Below are 17480 nucleotides of genomic sequence, written 5' to 3' on the forward strand. Positions count from 1 at the left end.
CACCAGGCGGGGAGCGGCCGATCGGTCCTGCCCGTACGGTGCCAAGGGCGGCCCGCGATGAGCATTCACGTCTCGCCCGAGGTCAACGCGATGATCTTCATCCTCACCGGGGAGAAGCTCATCGACGCCGACGAGGACCTCGCCTACGAGAGCCGGCAGCCATACTCCGGCCTTGGCCGGAAGCTCGACAGGGTCTCCGCGCTGATCGACAAGTCGGTCCACGACATCGCGGAGTCCATGCCGGACGACCTGGCCAAGTCGTACGCCAAGGCGATGGGCATGCTCATCGACGACGGCGGCAAGAACTACCTGCGCGACTTCGCCGATCAGCTAGAGAAGATCGCCGAAGGCCGCCGCAAGATCTCCATGGACATCATGGAGTCCAAGTGGCAGGTCATCGCCGAAGTCATCCGGTTGCTCATCGAGATCGCCATCTATCTGGCGATGTCCTTCTTCACCGGGGGTGCGTCGGCGAGTCAGATCATGATGGCCAAGCTGCGCAGCCGGTTTATGATCCTCACCACGCTCAGCCACCTGCTCCAGAGGCTGCACATCGCTCCCTCGCTGACCGAGGCGTTCGCCGAGGCGTTCACCACCTTCGCGGTGCGCCTCGCGATGATGAACTTCGCGCCGAACGACCGCCGTCCCGACGGCTTCGACTGGAACGACATCCTCAAGTCAGCGGCGTTCGGCGCCGCCGCGGGTGGCCTCACCAGCATCTTCAACGGCTTCGCGAAGAACATCGTCGACAGCTACGACAACAACTTCCTCAAGAACGGCCCGGACCGCGACTTCAAGAACAACCCCGGCGGGCCGAACACCTCGAACACCTCGAACACCTCCAACATCTCGAACACTCCGGAACCCGACCTCAAGAACAACGGCCCGGACCCCAGGCCGAACCCCGACCCCGCCCCTGGCCCCACACCGAAGCCCGGCCCCACCCCGTACGGGAACGGCCCCAACCTCACGAACAACCCCCTTTCCTTCCTCAACAATCCCAACCTGTGGCGGAACAACAACCTGCTGCTCAACAACTCCGGTCGGCCGGGTGCCCTGGCCGGTCACTACGGGATCAAGGGGACGGCCGACTTCATCGCGGCCGGCTCCGGCGAAGCGCTGGCGGAGATCCTGATCAAGGGGGCCTTCGACGGCGATTGGTCCACCAGCTGGTCCACCTTCGTCGGCGCGGGCATCAGCAGCCAGGTCGAGTCGACGCTCAGCGACTCCGCGGTGAACACCGGCGCCGAACTGCGCAACGCCATCGACAACATGCGCGATCAGCCGCCCACCGTCTCCGGCGCTCCCTCCGACTCCGACACGCGGAACCCGGGCGGCTCCGAGAACTCTCGTGAGGGCGACGGTCCTTCGGGGCGGGGCACCTCGGGCGGTGCGGGATCCGCACTCACCTCGCCTCCACCGGCCACCCAACAGAACACCGGGCAAGGGGAATTCACCGACAGCCAGTCGCCCCCGCCCTACTCCGTCGAGAGCCCGCCGCCGTACACCACCCTGCCCCCGCCGTCCTACTCGCCGGGCCCGCTGCCCGTGACCGCCGCCGAGAACGCGCTGTGGCAGCAGGTCCACCAGGGCCCCGCCGAGGCCCGCGAGCAAGCCCTGCACGACCTCGCCGCCCTGCGTGGCTCTCAGCCACCTGGCAGCGCCGAGATCGGCGTCCGCGACAGCCTGCACGGCAACCTGTCGCAGCTGCCCGAGGTCAGGGTGGTGCCCGCCGGGAACAGCCCCGCCGGACAGATCGACACCGACGAGGTCCGCCGGGCCCTGGGCGGCTTCGGCACCCCGGTCACGGTGGACACCCCGCTCACGGTGGACACTCCGGTCACAACCGCCCCGGAGACCCCGGTCGTGGACGCCCCGGAGAACGACGTCCGGTCCACCCCGGGCGAGGTCGGCGACGAGCAGGGCAACCGCCCGGCTGACGTCACGACCGACGTCCCGGTACAAGACACCGGAGGCCCCGAAGCCTCCCAGAACCCCGCCGCCTCCACCACGCCCGGCCCCGCCAACTCCGCACCACCCGGCGCGGGCACCGGCGCCCTGCCGGGTGGTGCCCCGGCCGTGGGCAGCACCCCCGCGCCCTCCACCGGGCAGCCCCAGGGCGCCCGTACCCCGGCCGGTACGGCCCAGGTGGACGGCTCGCAGAGTTCGGCCGACAACGCCCCGCATACCTCGCAGCCCCTGGAGAACACCCCGCCTCCGGAGACCATCGCACCGGCCGGGAACATCGGTGCACCGGACTCCGCCGAGGGCGCTCTCCTCCCGGATGCCGCCGACGCCGCCGGCGCTCCGGCGAAGGTGAACACCACCGGCTCGTACGCCGACACGGGCGAGGCACGCGAGGTCGGTGACGTACGCGACAGCAGCGGCCCGGGCGACGCGAAGGCCGGCCCCGCCCCAGGTGCCGGACGCCTCTCGCCCACTCAGCCGGTGCCGTTGACGATCGTGGTCTCGGAGGTGCCGCCGCCGGGCGAAGGGGCGCCCGAGGCGGCGGAGTTGCTGGACGGGGCCGGGGTCGACCGGGTCGTCGTACTCGGTCCCGCGGTCGCGCAGGGCGAGGCGGGACGCCCGGTACGCGCTGCCGTAGAGCTGACCCGTGAGGGGCCGCCGGGCGCCCCGGTCCGGGTCCGCCCGCTCACCGGGCCACCCATCGCCGTGAACACACCGGATGCCGCGTTCCCCGGCGCGGACGTCCTGCTGCCGCTCGCCGACGCCCTCGGGCCGGTCCCCTCCGCCAAGGGAGGGCCCGGCACGCAGAGCACCGCGACGACCGGCGGCGACACGATCGCCACCGCCCCTCCCGCGCGCCCGAAGGTCGTCTCGGAGGCGCCAACTCCCTTGGATGGAAAGAGAGGCGGCCCGAACGTCACTGCCATCAGCACCCCCGCCCCCGCCTCGGCCAAGCTCGCCACCCTGTCACGACCCTGGACCGAGACCGCCACCGACCTGCACCTGGAGTCGGGCCGAGCCGACGGCGGCACCCCGCCCCCGCCGCCCACCACGCGGGACGCGGCCACGCTGCCACCGGCGGCGCGGATCGTCGTGCGGCCCGCGAACAGCGGCGATGCCGCCGACGACGTGGACGGCTCCACGCGGCCCGCCGGCGAGCCGGTCGTGACCCCCCTGGACGGCCACGCGGTGCCCGTCGCGCAGCTGCGGCGCTGGGTGCCGGACGCGACCGTCAAGCCTCAACCAGGGCGTGCCGTACAGACGTTGACCATCTCGCAGAGCGCGTCCGAGGACGGTACGGCGCACGGTGCGGGGCGTCGCGCGCTGCTGGGCCAGGACACCTTCCGCGGCGTGCGCACCACATCATCCGATCCGTCTCCGGGGGTCACGGTGGGCCCGCCCGCCCGCCGTACCGTGTTCACCGGGCCGCCTGCCGCCCTGCCCGGCTCGGGCTCAGAACGGGGCGCCGACTACTTCGCGGGGCACGGCACCTCTCGTACCGTCACCCTCGGTACCGAGGACGCGGCGCGCCCCACCGTGAAGGTCAGCGGTGTGCAGCTCGGCGAGGTGCTCAAGTCCTGGTCGGGGGAGGGTGATCAGGACCGGCCGCTGGTGCTGTTCTCCTGCGAGACGGGACGGCAGCCGGAGGTCGCGGGGCTGCCGGTGGCGCAGCACGTGGCGAACCGTACCGGGCGGCCGGTGTACGCGCCCACCACCGAGGTGGGCACGGCCCGGGACAGGGACGGCGATGTCCGCGCGGTGCTCACCGAGGGCCCGGACGGACCGGGGCGCTGGCGGCTCTTCACCCCGGAGCCCAGCGGCGGCGACCTGGACGTGCTCGCGCGCGACGCCGGCCTGCACACGGGACCGGAACCGGCCGACGCCTTCGCCAGGGCCCGCACCCTCCAACAGGTCCGCACCCTCCGCGAAACCCTCGGCCCCGACGCCGAACAGCGCCCCGAGAACCGGGCGTTGCTCGCCGGCCTCGCCTTCGTGGACGGCCTGCGCTGGCTCAGCCCGGACACCGCTGCCCGCTACGGCGACGGCCGGATGACCCCGGACCTGCTGCGCCGGATGGTCGTCGACCGGGCAGGTGCGACGGGCACCACCACCGATCCGGCCGCCGATCCCACCACCGAGCAGTACACCGAATTCCTGCGCGCCGCAGGCGAGTTGCGTGGCACCGCAGGGTCCGGCACCACGCTCGACGCTTTGCTGCCCCCACCACCGCCCACGCTCCCGCCGACCACCCTGGTCTCGCCGGAGGACGTGCGGGGTCTCGCCTACGCGCCCTCCGCGCAGATCACCTGGTCGCTCTCCAACGCCCCGCTGCCACTGTCCGAGCTGGGTCTGAGCTCCGAGGGCACCGCCGAACTCGCCCGCCGCAGGCCCGACCTGACGCCCGCGTCGAGCCGTCCGGAGAGCCTCGCCGAGGATACGACCCTCCTCAGCAAGGACGCGCCCGGCACCACCGCGGACACCTTTCACGCTGACGGCCTGGCCTTCCGGCGTCTCGACACCCCGGGTGGCGGGAACTGCCTCTTCCGGTCGCTGCTCGACAGCGCGCGCAGCCAGGACGTACCGCCGCCGTGGGCCGCGCGGAACGTCGCCGGTCTGCGCCGTCTGCTGAGCGACCGGATCACCGGGACCGAACTGGGCGACACCGCGGCCATGGCGTTCCCTGACCCGGTGTTCACCGTGGTGGACGACCTGCGGATGCGCGCCGTCGCCGGGGTGCGGGACCCGGCCGAGCGGAGCCGGATCACCCAGCTCTGGAACCAGGTCGCGCAGGACGTCGTCAGCGACGGCGATGCCGGCGAGTGGCAGCGGATCCTCCGGGAGAGCGACTACCCGCACCTCGCCGACGTGGCGCCCACCCCGGCCGACGCGTGGCGCCTCGGCGCCGGGAAGCTCGTTGCCTCGGCGGCCGAGCTCCCCGCGCTGTGGGCCTCGCCCTTCGCCGACCTGCTTCCTGAGGCCCTTGCGCACACCCTCGACCTCGACCTGCGGCTCGTCCAGCCCGACCGGCAGGCGCCGGGGAGCACCTTCGTCAACACCCTCAACCCGGCCGGCCAGGGCGGCGCGCTGCACCTGGCCTACAACGGCACGGACCACTTCGACGCGCTGGTCCCGGCCTCGGCCCCGCTCACCCCGACGCCGGACCCGGCCACCACCCAGGACCCGGCTGACCCTGCCCCCACCGCCCCGGACCCGGACGGCTCCGACCCCTTCGGGGAGTGGCTGCGCGGCATGGGCGGAATCGCGAGCCTCGACGAACCCGACGCCGAGGCCCCCGACCGAGGCGACCCGGTACCGCTGGAGACCCAGCTCGAACGGCACCGCCCGGCAAGGCTGCTGACCGGGCAGGACGCACGGCCGCCGGGCCCGGTACCGCACACCGTCGCCTTCGAGGACGGCAGTCGACTGCCCACGGTCCTGATCAGCCCGGACGTCGACCCGGTCGACGCCGCCTCGGGCGGCCGGACCGACGGGACCGCGCGGAGTCGTCCGACCGGCCTCTTCACCGGCCCGGGCAAGACCACCCTGCGCTCGCCCGAGCAGGTGGCCGACGAGATCCTGAGCAAGCTTCCGGACAAGCTGCGCGCCCAGTTCGACGAGGCGGAGCTGCTGCGCCTGCTGACCGAGCAGCCCGGCGCCTTCACCGCCCCGCGCGGCGCGCGATTCGTGGGCCGTGAGAAGTCCGGGGTCGGCCATGAGATGACGGTCGAGGCCATCCCGTACCACCGCTGGGAACGCTTCGCGAACGTGGACGGCGCCACCGTCCGGATCGACACCATGCGACGAGGCCAGGCCGGTACGGGCGGCGGGCGCAGCGTCGGCTTCGGGCGACGGATCGCGGGGGGCCTTGGCATGGGCCCGCCGCTCAACTGGCTGCTGAAGATCGGCTTTTCGCTGGGCTGGACCCGCAGGACCGACTATGCCCAGGGGACGCAGGCGTACAACCAGTCCGAGTGGCGCAACTGGGAGGGCTCGCACCTGCACCTGGACGACGTCCACTACCGGGTGCGGGTGGACCGCGTCACCGAGGCGCCGAAGACGACCGGCCCGGACGACCGGCCCGGCCGGAGCACCGCGCCCGACGTTCGGGCCAACTCGCCTGTATCAAGGCCTGGTTGGCAGCGTTCCCAGGTGCACACCGCGGAGTTCGCGATGCGCGACGGGCTGAGCTGGCGGCTGCCGGACGACCTCACCGTGCCCTACAAGGGTCCCCGGCGGGCACCGGAGACGCTCACCTTCCCGGACGGGATCGAGCCGCGGATCACCGACACCACCGGACTGCACCTGACGGACCCGCCGGAGGACATGGCGCTCGCCGTCTTTGGAGCACGGCCCGGGAGTTCGGCGCACCGCACCCTGGTCTCGTACGTCCGGCCGACGCGGCTGCTCGCCCTGTTCGGCAGGTTCGCCGGGCCGGTCACCGGGCCCGAGCTGACCCGGGGCAGCGGACAGCACCCGCTGGGGCACCTGATCGTGGAGCGTTCGGTGCCGCACCGGGCCACACTGGTCACCGAGTCGGTCAAGGCGGAGGTGCGCGAGCTCACCCAGACCACGTACCAGAACGAGCGTGGCCACGTCCGTGACACCCGCCTGGGCCTCCAGGTCACCGCCGGGCCGAACTACACCCTTGCCGGTGGCGAGACCGACGTACGCATCCAAGGCGGCCCGCTGGTCCGCGCGGACCTCACCACCGGGCGCGGCCACTACCTCGGCACCGACGCGGCCCGGAAGACCACCGGCCGCGTCCGCAATCACCCGGTCGCGCTCTACCGGGTGGAGCGAACCCTGATGGTGCGCAAGCCCGGCGAGCTGCCGTCGGCGGCCCGGCCGGTCCGGGTGGTCAGCCTGGACTGGATCTCCACCCAGGACGCGCGCCGCCTCGCGGGCTGGGACAGCCGCACGCCCGGCCAGGCGGGCCCCGACCCGGACGCCGAGCCGCCGGTGCCGTGGTACCTCACCCGGGAGGACCCGGTCCACCTGAGCGGCCAGGTCCGAGCCGAGGGCTTCCGCGCCATCCGCCCGCAGCCCCAGGCGCAGACTCAACCTCAACCCCAGATCCAGCAGTCCCAGCAGTCCCAGCCGCAGAACCAGCAGTCCGCCCCCCAGGACCCCATGCGCGCCTTCGCGGACTCGGTCCTGGACACGCTGCACAGCTCCTACCCCTCGCTGTTCGTCCCGCCGTCGATGCTGCGGCACCCGCGGCTGGCCAAGTTCTGGTACGGCGACGGGCGAATGCGGACCGCGCTGCACAACGACCGCCAGGTGCGCGAGGCGTTGAACCGGCCCAGCCTCGCGCAGAGCCTGGACGACCTGTCCACCACCGGAGTGCCTGTCACCCTGACCGAGGACGGCAAGGTGCGCCGCGGTCACCACACGCTCATCCTGCGGGCGCGCCTCACCGACCGGCAGTTCGAGAGCACGATGAGCGAACGCTCGCTGCGCAACGGGGTGATCGGCACCGAGGTGTCGGGTCAAGGGCAGCAGGCGTCCACCACCCTCTCCGGCGGTGTCGAGCTGGGCATCTCGCCGCGCGACCACAACAAGGTGCCCGAGGCCGGGCTGCCGCGCCAGGCCGGCAACGTGGCAGTCGGCGTCCGGCACGCCAGGACCGACCAGAAGGCGACCAGGAACACGGTCGCGGTCACCCACGACCACCTGATGTTCCAGACCGGCGCCGACCTCTACAGCTACGAGGTCGAGTTGAGCGCCTCCTTCGAGGGGCACCGCCGCCCGCGCGGCTGGGCCCGGCTCGCCTCGGTCGGCCTGCTCGGCGCGGGTGTCTTCGTCAGCAAGGTCGAGGAAAGGCCGCTGTTCACCCGGGGCCACGAGACCGTGGGCCGGGTGGAGCTGGCCGTGCCCGTCGCGCACGGCTCCGAGCGCCACGCCCCCGCCGACCCGCCGCCCGCGGGTACGGCACCGGCGACCACGGCCCCGGCCGCACCGCGGCAGCTCTCCTCGACCGAGGCGGACCAACTCCTCGACGGCACCCGCCCGCTGCCCAGGACGGACTCGCCCGACCGGCAACTCGCCCACAAGCTGCTGAGCGTCCCGCACGTGGTGCTCAGCGCCGAGGGCGGCCCGCAGCGCCAGCAGCTCGTGCAGGACACCGCCGACCGCGCCTCGGGCACCTCCTGGCACGTCAGCGCGCCCGGCGCCCCCGTGCGCACCGCGCTGCGCCGGGCGATGGCGAACCTCAGTGTGGCCGGTCAACTCGGCCAGTACCTGGGCCCGTTCGGATCCCGCGTCGCCGGACTCAACGGGGCAGGACCGTTCCGGACCCACTACCTCAAGGCGGCGGTCCGCGGCGAACTGGGCAACTTCCGGGTCAAGAGCGACCCGAAGCCGGCCAGTCTCGAAGCCACCATCGGCAACGAGCACCGCGTCATGGGCGGCGCGAGCAGCGTCTCGCACACCACCGTCGGGTTGCAGGGCGCCGACATGCCGCTACAACAGGCCCCGGGGCAACAGGCGGTGGTCGGCTCCTACTCGGCCGCCCTGCAGTACGCCTGGGGCAAGGGCCGCAGCGTCTCGCAGACCCTCACCCGGGGACGCAGCACCACCCTCTCCTACGCGGGGCGGATGTACCTGGTGGTCGCCGACACCGCCGAGACCGTGGCGGTGCGGGACCGCTGGACAGCCGCGATGGGCGCGGTGGGCACCCGCGCCGGGGCCCGTATCAGCTCCGCCGCAGGACGGCTCTCCGGACGCCTCGGTGAAAGCCTCGCCCCGCGCCGGGCCGCCGCCGCGCTCCAGCGCATCCGCGACGCGGTGATGTTCCACCTGCCGATGCAGGACGTGATCGAGGCCGGGCTCGCCCCGGACGGCCTGGGCACCACCACCCCGCACAACCTCGGCGGCGGCTACCGGGTGCCCCCCTACCTGCGCAGCCGCCGCTTCCCCACCCACCCCACCGGCCAGCTCGACGCCGGCCCCGCGGCCCAGCAGCTGATGGGGCAGCTGGAGAAGATCGGGGTGCCCTCGCACGACCGGGAGCAGGTCCTGCAGCGGCTCTCCCCGGACTTCCTCCGCGCCCACCAGCATGAGCTGACGACCGACGGGATGACCCTGCCGGTCCGCTACCGCGCCTGGTCCGACCCGTTCAACCTGCCGGTCGGCGGCAGCCCCGGACAGCTCCGGTTCAAGCTGACCCCGGTCACCACCACCGTGGACAGGCTGCGTACCGGTTTCGAGCTGGAGGACTACCGCAACATCGCCCGCGACGACGCCGACAGCACCTCCCAGGACCGCGGCGCCGACGTGACGCTCAGCGGGGGCCAGCGTGCGGCGGACAGCGGCATTCTCGTCGCCAATCCCTCGCTCCAGGGCACCGCGGCCAAGCAACGGTCGAGCGTAGGGACGCAGACCGCCGGCACCACCGCGATGCCGAACATCGCCACCACCCAGGCGCACGCCGAGATCGTCACGAGCTACACCCTGACCGTCACCATGACCGACGCGACCGGTGATCCGCTCGCCCCCCATGTCGCCGCCGCTCCTGTCGGCAGCCTCCACGAGATCCTCCCGGTGAGCCTGCTCACCCCGGACGGCGACGGCGCCGACGGCGCGCTCACCGAGCAGGACGTGCCCCAACCCGAGCGCGCGGTGCGGATGCTGACCGCCGCTCAGGCCCGCCCGGAGTCCATCGCCGCCTGGCGCACCTCCGCCGGGGACGGCACCGGCGGCGCCGACCCGGACGTCCTGCCCTTCGACGACCGGATCGGTTCCGGCATCCTCGCCGTGGACATCCGCGGCGCGGCCAACGTGCGGGACGCCCTGACCCTCGCCACCGCCCGCGCCGACGGCTCCGGTGACGGCGACCTCGGCAAGCGGCACACCGGCACGACCCTCGACGCGCGCGTACGCATGGCCCGCCTCACTCCGCTCACCGGCGTCGGCACCGCGCCCGCCCAGGCCCAGCAAGAGGCCACCACGCAGGGCGGCCTGACCGCCGGCTTCCGCGAGGCGCTGGGCGCCGGCGGCTCACCGCTGCCCGCCCAGGCCTCCGCCCGCCTCTTCGGTCAGTCCCACACCGCCGACTCCCGCATGTACGCGAAGATGCACCGCCGCGGCGCCCGGCTGCTCGCCGTGGAGAACAAACCGCGCATGGAGGCCATGCAACGGGCGAAGACCTCCGACGCACTGGAGGCCGGCATCACCGACAACGTCGAGGGCGCGGTGGGCACCGCCCCACTGGCGGGCAACAGCAACGCCGGCCTCACCAACCCGGGCGCCACGGTCCCGATCGGCGGCACGAACGACGGCACCACGCTCAAGGGCGCCGCGGACACCACCCTCGGCGACCACATCAAGGTCGTCACCGACCGGAGCATGCTCTTCGCGCTGCCCGTGAGCTGGCTGTCCGTGGCCGAAGTCGACCACCGGGCCACCGACAGCCGACCGTTGCGCACGCTCGGCAAGGCCAGGCGCGGGCCACGCGCCGCCGAGGCCGAGACCATCGCCCTGGTCTGGCTGCGCGAGGACATCGCACGCGACCACGGCCTCCTGGACGACACCACGTTCACCGACGAGGCCGTCGCGGCCTGGGACGACCAGGCCAAGGCGGCGGCCGACCTCGCCGAGGCCGAGAAGGGCTACTACGACGCCCGGGCGAGGGCCCGGGAGACGTGGCTCGACCTGAGCGCACAGGAGCAGGACGCGCTCGGTGACGACAACTCCGGCCCGCCGGCCGACCTGCCGCAGGACGCGGTCTGGTCCCCGGCCCTCATCGCCTGGCAGGCCGCCCGCCAGGAGGTCCACCGCTGGGAGCAGCGCACCGACGCCGCCGCCGATGACCACCACCGGCTGCACCTCGCCGCATCCCGCCTCACGGCCCACTACCAGGGCTCGGCCTTCGTCCCGGTGCCGGACCGGCCGCAGGAGTACGCCGAGCCCACCTGGCGCTCCGAGGCGCCCGAGCCGTACGTCGTCACCGACGGGACCGATTCCGCCCCGCGCACCATCACATCGCCGGACGGCACGACGGTGCGAGAGGTGCACGACATGCCGCACGACGGCGCCTCGTTCTTCCACGCGCTGCTCGCCGCCGCCGACCGGGGCCGGCTGCCCCACCTGCTCGGCACCGAGCTCGCCGGCCGGTTCGCGAACGCCCCCCATGACCCGGCGGTCACCGAAGAAGCCATCGGGGCCGCCCGCGACTGCCTCGCCTGGGAGTTGGGCGAGGACGGTAACGAGGACCTGCTCGACGCTCTCGCCCTGGACGCCGCGGACACCTTCACGCAGGACGAACTCGACGCCGCGGGGGTGGAGTTCACCCCCGCCCAACAGGCCGAGTTCGACGCGTTCGGCCGGCTCCCGCAGACCTTCTGGCCCACCCCCGCGCAGCGGGTCGCGCTTGCCACCGCCGCTCTGTCCCGCCCCTTCGCGAGCGAGCCTTCCGCCGGCGAGTCCGCGCCGAACGACACACAGCACCCGGACGGCGAATCCGCCCCGCCCGAGCGCCGAGCGGGCGACCACGGGGGAGCCGACCTGCTGCCCGCTCTCGCCGCCCGCGTCCTGGGCACCCCGCTCACCGTGGTGACCGGCGAGGGCCGCGAGCAGCTCTTCCTCCCGCACGGCACCGACCCGGCCACCGTCGACCCGGCCGCCGACCCGGTCCTCTTCGCCACCGGCGGCTTCTTCTCCGCCGCGCTCCCGCCCGGCACGCCACCCCCGGCCGCCACCCCGCTGCCTGCCCCGACGACCGCCACCGGATCCGGTACGGAGACCGGGACTTCGGGCACCGACTCCACGAGCCCGGCACCGGAGCGGCAGACCCCGAAGCCGCCCGCGCACCGCAGCCACGCCACCCCGCCCTGGCTCCCGCCCGGCGACAGCACCGGCCCCCGCTACCGCCTCGACCGCGACGGCGTTCTCACCGCACCCGACGGCGCCACCTACACCCAGGGCACACCCACCGGCCGCGGCAACGGCTTCTTCGGCGCGCTGTCCACGACCTTGCGCCGGGCGGCGGAGCAGCCGGGACTTGACCGCAACGAGATGGGGCGGCTGCGCAACCGTGCCGGGGCGTCACCTGCCCAGCTGATGCGCCTGAACGGCCTTCCGGGCGACCCGGCAGAACGCGACTCGCTCTTCACACCCCCGCCCCTCCGGCCGCGCCCGGGCATGCCCGCGCCGAGCCAGGAGGCCCACGACGGCCACCTGCGCCGCCACCTCGCCGAGGCCCCGTGGGGCCCTGACGCGGACCGCGCCGTGTCCGAGTGGGCGGCAGCGGCGACCGCCACCACCGTGACCCTGGTCGACGAGAACGGCACCGTCCACACCTATCCCGGTCCGTCCCCCGACAGCCCCCACCTCCGGCTCCGCCGCCGCGGCGGCGACTTCGTCCCCCTGCTCCCGCGCACCCCGGCACCCGCGCCGAAGGCTCCCGAGCAGAAGGGGCCCGCGCCGAAGGGGCCGGAGACACAGGAGGCGTACGAGCTGAGCACGCTGTCCGGCACCGGCGCGGACTCGGACGCCGCCCTCGGTTCGGATGCGGTGCCCGCCGTGCCCGCAGTGCCGGAGCCGGTTCTTCGTCCTTTCAAGTTGGGGAATTTCGAGTTCACCAATTTGAATCAGACGGAGAGGTATCTGGACAAGGCGATCCGGATCATCGAGTTGCTCGATGAGCACGGCACCATCAAGGACTATGTCGATGGCCGTCCTGTCCGGATCACGTTGCATGTGCGGACGACCGAGACACCGGCCGATGTACGTGACTTCGGCGAGCGGGGCGTTGAGATCGCGCTGGCGAGTTACTACTTCGAGAAGTACGACATCGGTTACATCATGGGGATGCTGGCCCATGAGATCGGTCTGCATCCCCTGGCCTCCCGCAATGCGAAGATCCCTGAGGAGGAGGAGTTGTACCGGGGCATGCCGCTGCTGGTGCCGGGACTGGAGACCTTGAAGACGCCGCGTTTCATGAACACCGAGGGCGCGGGCCAGGAGGACCATGTGATGGCAGCCTTCCCGCACACCCTCCGGCACGGCATCTACCGCGACATCGTTGTGGAGATGGCAGGGGTGCTCGCGCAGCACGCGCGGGTGGGCGTGGCGGGCGCCAAGGCCAAGGACGTCACCGACCTGATCGACACCTATCTGATGGACCTTGCCTCCATCGCGGTCACCAACGACCACCGGGCGAGGGCGATCACGGACCCCAGCTACACGGCAAGGGTCTACAACGCCTACAAAGCCCAGTTGGCTGAGCACCTCGCCCAGGACAGTCCCGTCCGCGCCCTGCTGCCCGCCGACAAGGGACGGTTCGGCGTCCTGGGAGACTTCGCCGCACTGGCCGCCGCTGTCGGAACGAACAACCGTGGCGACAGCATCCAGCGACCCCTCACGCAGGGATAGACCGGCGCCAACATCGGCGAGGCAAGCTCACGCCCGGGATCCTACTGGTGGGGGAATACGGAGCCCGTGCCTGAACCTTTGAATGCGGTGGCACGGTCCGCCGCCGACGCTCTCCGGCATGTGACCGTCCGAGCCTTGTCCGGACGACGAATTGCGGTGATCACGCGATGCAGGCAGTGCGATTTCACGAGTACGGCGGGATCGATGTGCTGCGGGTGGAGGAGGTGGAACGGCCGGTGCCCGGTCCTGGGCAGGTGCTGGTCGAGGTCCGCGCGGCCGGGATCCAGCCCGGCGAGGCACATATCCGCATGGGCGCGCTGCACAAACGCTGGCCGGCGGCGTTCCCCTCCGGGCAGGGCAGCGATCTGGCAGGGGTCGTGGTGGAAGCCGGCCCGCAGGTGCGCGGTTTCCAGGTGGGGGACGAGGTTCTGGGCTTCACCCATCGGCGGGCCAGCCATGCGCAGTTCGTCGTGGTCGACGACGTGAATCTGGTCTCCCGCCCGGCGGGTCTGGCATGGGACGTGGCCGGATCGCTGTACGTGGCCGGCACGACCGCCTACGCCACCGTGTTCGCGGTGGACCCCGGACCCGACGACACGGTCGTCGTCTCCGGTGCGGCAGGCGGCGTCGGATCGCTCGCCGTGCAGCTCGCGCGGCGCCACGGAGCCACGGTGATCGGGCTGGCGAGCGAACGGAACCACGCCTGGCTGAAGGATCACGGCGTTCTTCCGGTCGAGTACGGGCCGGGTGCAGCCGATCGGATCCGACAGGTGTCGGGCGGGAAAGTCGACGCGTTCATCGACACGTTCGGCGACGGCTACGTGGCGCTGGCGGTGGAGCTGGGCGTGCGGCCCGAGCGGATCAACACGATCCGCGACTGGCAGGCCGCGGCCAAGGTCGGTGCGCAGACCCACGGAGAAGGCGCGGCGGCGTGCGCGGTCGTGCTCGGCCAGTTGGCCCGGCTCGCCGAGCGTGGCCGGCTGGAGGTGCCGATCGCCCGCACCTATCCACTGGACCAGGTGCGAGACGCGTTCCAGGAGCTGGAGCAGCAGCACACCCACGGCAAGATCGTGCTCCGCCCCTAGCCCCGGCTGCTGCGGTCAGTGCGCCGCTTGGCCGGCGCGGTGGTGTTCGGCGTTGATGCGCTGTGCTTCTTGGAGTTGGTCTTCGAGGATGACGATGCGGCAGGCGGCTTCGATGGGGGTGCCTTGGTCGACGAGTTCGCGGGCGCGGGCGGCGATGCGCAGTTGGTAGCGGGAGTAGCGGCGGTGTCCGCCCGGGGAGCGCAGTGGGGTGATGAGGCGGGCTTCGCCGATGGCACGGAGGAAGCCTTGGGTGGTGCCGAGTATTTCGGCGGCTCGGCCCATGGTGTAGGCGGGGTAGTCGTCGTCATCGAGACGGCCGAACGAGTCGTCTGCTGTCATCGCACCTCTTCTGTTCTCTGTGGAACGCGTGGAGGGGCCCGGGTGCTGTATCCGCACCCGGGCCCCGAAGGAACTGCTACACCATCTGCCGACCCTTGTCCTGCGTCGGCCTTCTGTTTCCGCCGACCCGACCGAACTGCTGCCGGGGTTGCGGGGATCGCGGTTGCTTGACCGGAGACCACCTCACTATCGATGTCCTGCGGTACCCGGGCCCAAGACTTCCGCCCGGGCGATCCTGATGGCGCCTGGCTCCTCCGTTCTTTCCCTCTGAACCAGTTACCTGTCGAACCTGTACTGCTCGTGGTGGCCCCTGATCACTGCGGGCCACCCGGTCCGGTCGTCAGTCCCGTCGCCGTCCTGCAACTGCTCTGGCTTCGAAACTCCACCACCGCACCGTCCTGCAACTGCACTTGCGGGTACTGCTGCCCGGCAGTTCATCTCTGCCGGGCCCTGCTCGATCTCGGCTACGAGAGAAACCATAACCACACCACCACCCAATGTCTACTCCAGCCACCATAGATTTTCGGGTGTTCGACAGTGAGGTAGTCGGCTCCGAGCGGTGGCAGGGGCAGGGACAGGGGTGGCCGCGGCTTGTAAAGTGCCTGATGGTGAGGGCAGTTGACCTTGCGGCAGCGCCCCGAGCCGCATATGACGTCGGGTCAGCGGGCCTGGGTGACGGAACTGAGAGGGAGCGCATGAGGGTTGAACTTCCGCCGGAGCCGGTGCACTTCGTCAACCGTCACGACGAGCGTGAGCGGGCGCTGCGCGCGGTGGAGGAATGGCGGGGCCGCTCCCGGCCGCTGGTCGTGTCGTTGAGCGGACCGGCGGGGCTCGGCAAGTCGGAGCTGGCGTATCTGATCGCCCGGACCGTGCGTGACCGGTACTCCGATGGGGTGCTGTCGGTCGACCTCGACGACTTCCGGCTGGACGGCGTGCTCGATCCCGGCGATGTGCTGGCGCAGCTCCTGCAGTCCCTCGATGTGGAATCCGGCCTGGTGGCCCGGCAGTTCCAGTCGCGTTGCAGGCAGTACTGGCGCAGGACGGCGGATCTGAAGCTGGTGCTGATCGTCGACAACGCCCGGTACGCCTCGGAGATCGTCCCTCTGCTCCCGGCCTCGGGCGCGAGCCTGGTGATCGTCGCGAGTCACGGCCCGCTGTACGACCTGGAGGACGGCGCCGCGGTCGATCTGCAGCTGAGGCCGCTGGTGGAGCAGGCGGCGACCGAACTGTTGGGGTTGATTGTCCGCGACGACCGGCTCGCCGCCGACCCGGCGGCGGTACGTGCACTGGTGAGCCTGTGTGACGGCCTACCCGCTGCCTTGCACGTCGCGGGCCGCTGGATCCGCTCGCACCGACTGCGGGCGCTGTCCCGTCTGGTCCCGGAACTGCGAGGGGAGTGGGACGAGAAGGGAGTGCCGGGCGTCGAGCGTGTCTGGGACGCGGCGTACAACGCCCTGTCCGACGTGGCGGCACGGCTGTACCGGCTGTTGCCCCACCACCCGGTGGCGTCCTTCACGTTGGATTCGGCCACGGCTCTGCTGGGGCTTGGGCCGGACGCCTGTCAGGAGGCGCTCGAAGAGTTGGACCGGGCCGGAGTGCTGGATCTGCGCGCGGTGCCCGGTGGCGGGGAAGGCCGCATGCGTCTGCCCGGGCCCTTACATGCGCATGCCCTGCGCAGGTCGCGCTGCGATGCGGGGGCGGGCGAGGTAAGAGAGGCACAGATCCGGGTGCTGCGCTGGTACGTCCGGCAGGCCCAACGGGCCGATCTCTTCGCCGCCGGGCCTCGTCTGGTGGTGACGGACCGTATCGGCGTCGAGGCGGACGCCCCCGACGTGGCCCTGCCGGATCCGCGGGCGGCGCCCGACGACGTATCCCGCACCGCGGCCGTCGAACGCGCGACCCAGTGGCTGTTCGAAGAACGGCATGCCCTGTTCGGCTGTGTTCGCCTCGCCCACGCGCTCGGCATGGACGCGGAGGCCGTGGCCATGTCGGAGCCCGTATGGACACTTGCCCTGGACCATCCCGGCCAGGCCGAGGTTGTTGAAGTGGTCCGGCTCGCCGTCGATGCCGCGGTCCGCCACGGCGGCAGCGCGGCCTGGATCGTGCGCACGCGGTGCCAACTCGCCCGGCCGCTTTGGGAGTCGGGCGAGTTCGCCGAAGCCGGGGACCAGCTCGACGCCGCCGCGGCGGCCGCGCGGCTGCTGGGCGCGACGGAACGGGACCGCAAGCTCGCCGCGTCGGTGATCGAGTTTCAGGGGATGCTCAAGGGAGCGCGCGGACACTGGGCGGCAGCAGTGGGCGACTTCGCCGATTCCCGCGACGTACATCGCGCGATCCCCAACCCGTACGGCGTCATGCTGCAGACCTACCGGATGGGCGAGGCCACCGCGCGGCTCGGTGAGACAGAGGCCGCGCATCGTCTGCTGGCCGAGGCGCACCTGGCGGCCCGCGAGCAGCGTCGTGAGCGGATGACGCAGCGAACCGGGTTCGCGCTGGCCGGCGTACTGAGGCGACTCGGCAGGCTCACCGAGGCGCAGCGCCTGTACGAGGAGGCTCTCGAGGGCGCGCGAGGCCGGGGCTCCGGGTTCGACCAGGCACGTGTGCATGATGCGATGGCCGACCTGGCCGCCGAGGACGGGCGGCCCGGGGATGCGGAGGAGCACCGCGAGGCCGCACGCGGGATTCGGCGGCGCAACGGCCTGGCCTAGCCGCTCT

Annotated in this window: 4 protein-coding genes; 3 read left to right on the forward strand and 1 reads right to left on the reverse strand. The window is 72.2% G+C overall.

Going from position 1 to position 17480, the window contains the following annotated elements:
• Positions 1 to 57: 57 nt before the first annotated feature.
• Entirely contained in the window at positions 58 to 13341 is a 13284-nt protein-coding gene (locus ACGFX9_RS30655; RefSeq protein ID WP_393479838.1) for a hypothetical protein, read from the forward strand.
• Between the two features lie 167 nt (positions 13342 to 13508).
• A complete protein-coding gene (locus ACGFX9_RS30660) occupies positions 13509 to 14426 on the forward strand; it encodes an NADP-dependent oxidoreductase (protein ID WP_393479843.1) in 918 nt (305 codons plus the stop codon).
• Between the two features lie 15 nt (positions 14427 to 14441).
• On the opposite strand, the gene ACGFX9_RS30665 is transcribed toward ACGFX9_RS30660, so the two are convergent.
• Positions 14442 to 14765 carry a MerR family transcriptional regulator gene (locus ACGFX9_RS30665; protein ID WP_393479847.1) on the reverse strand — a complete coding sequence of 108 codons (324 nt, stop codon included), beginning with the start codon at positions 14763 to 14765 and terminating at the stop codon, positions 14442 to 14444.
• Between the two features lie 695 nt (positions 14766 to 15460).
• On the opposite strand from ACGFX9_RS30665, the gene ACGFX9_RS30670 reads away from it, so the two are divergent.
• A complete protein-coding gene (locus ACGFX9_RS30670) occupies positions 15461 to 17473 on the forward strand; it encodes a tetratricopeptide repeat protein (RefSeq protein WP_393479853.1) in 2013 nt (670 codons plus the stop codon).
• Positions 17474 to 17480 lie beyond the last annotated feature (7 nt).

Source organism: Streptomyces sp. NPDC048436, assembly GCF_043200355.1.
Lineage (GTDB): Bacteria > Actinomycetota > Actinomycetes > Streptomycetales > Streptomycetaceae > Streptomyces.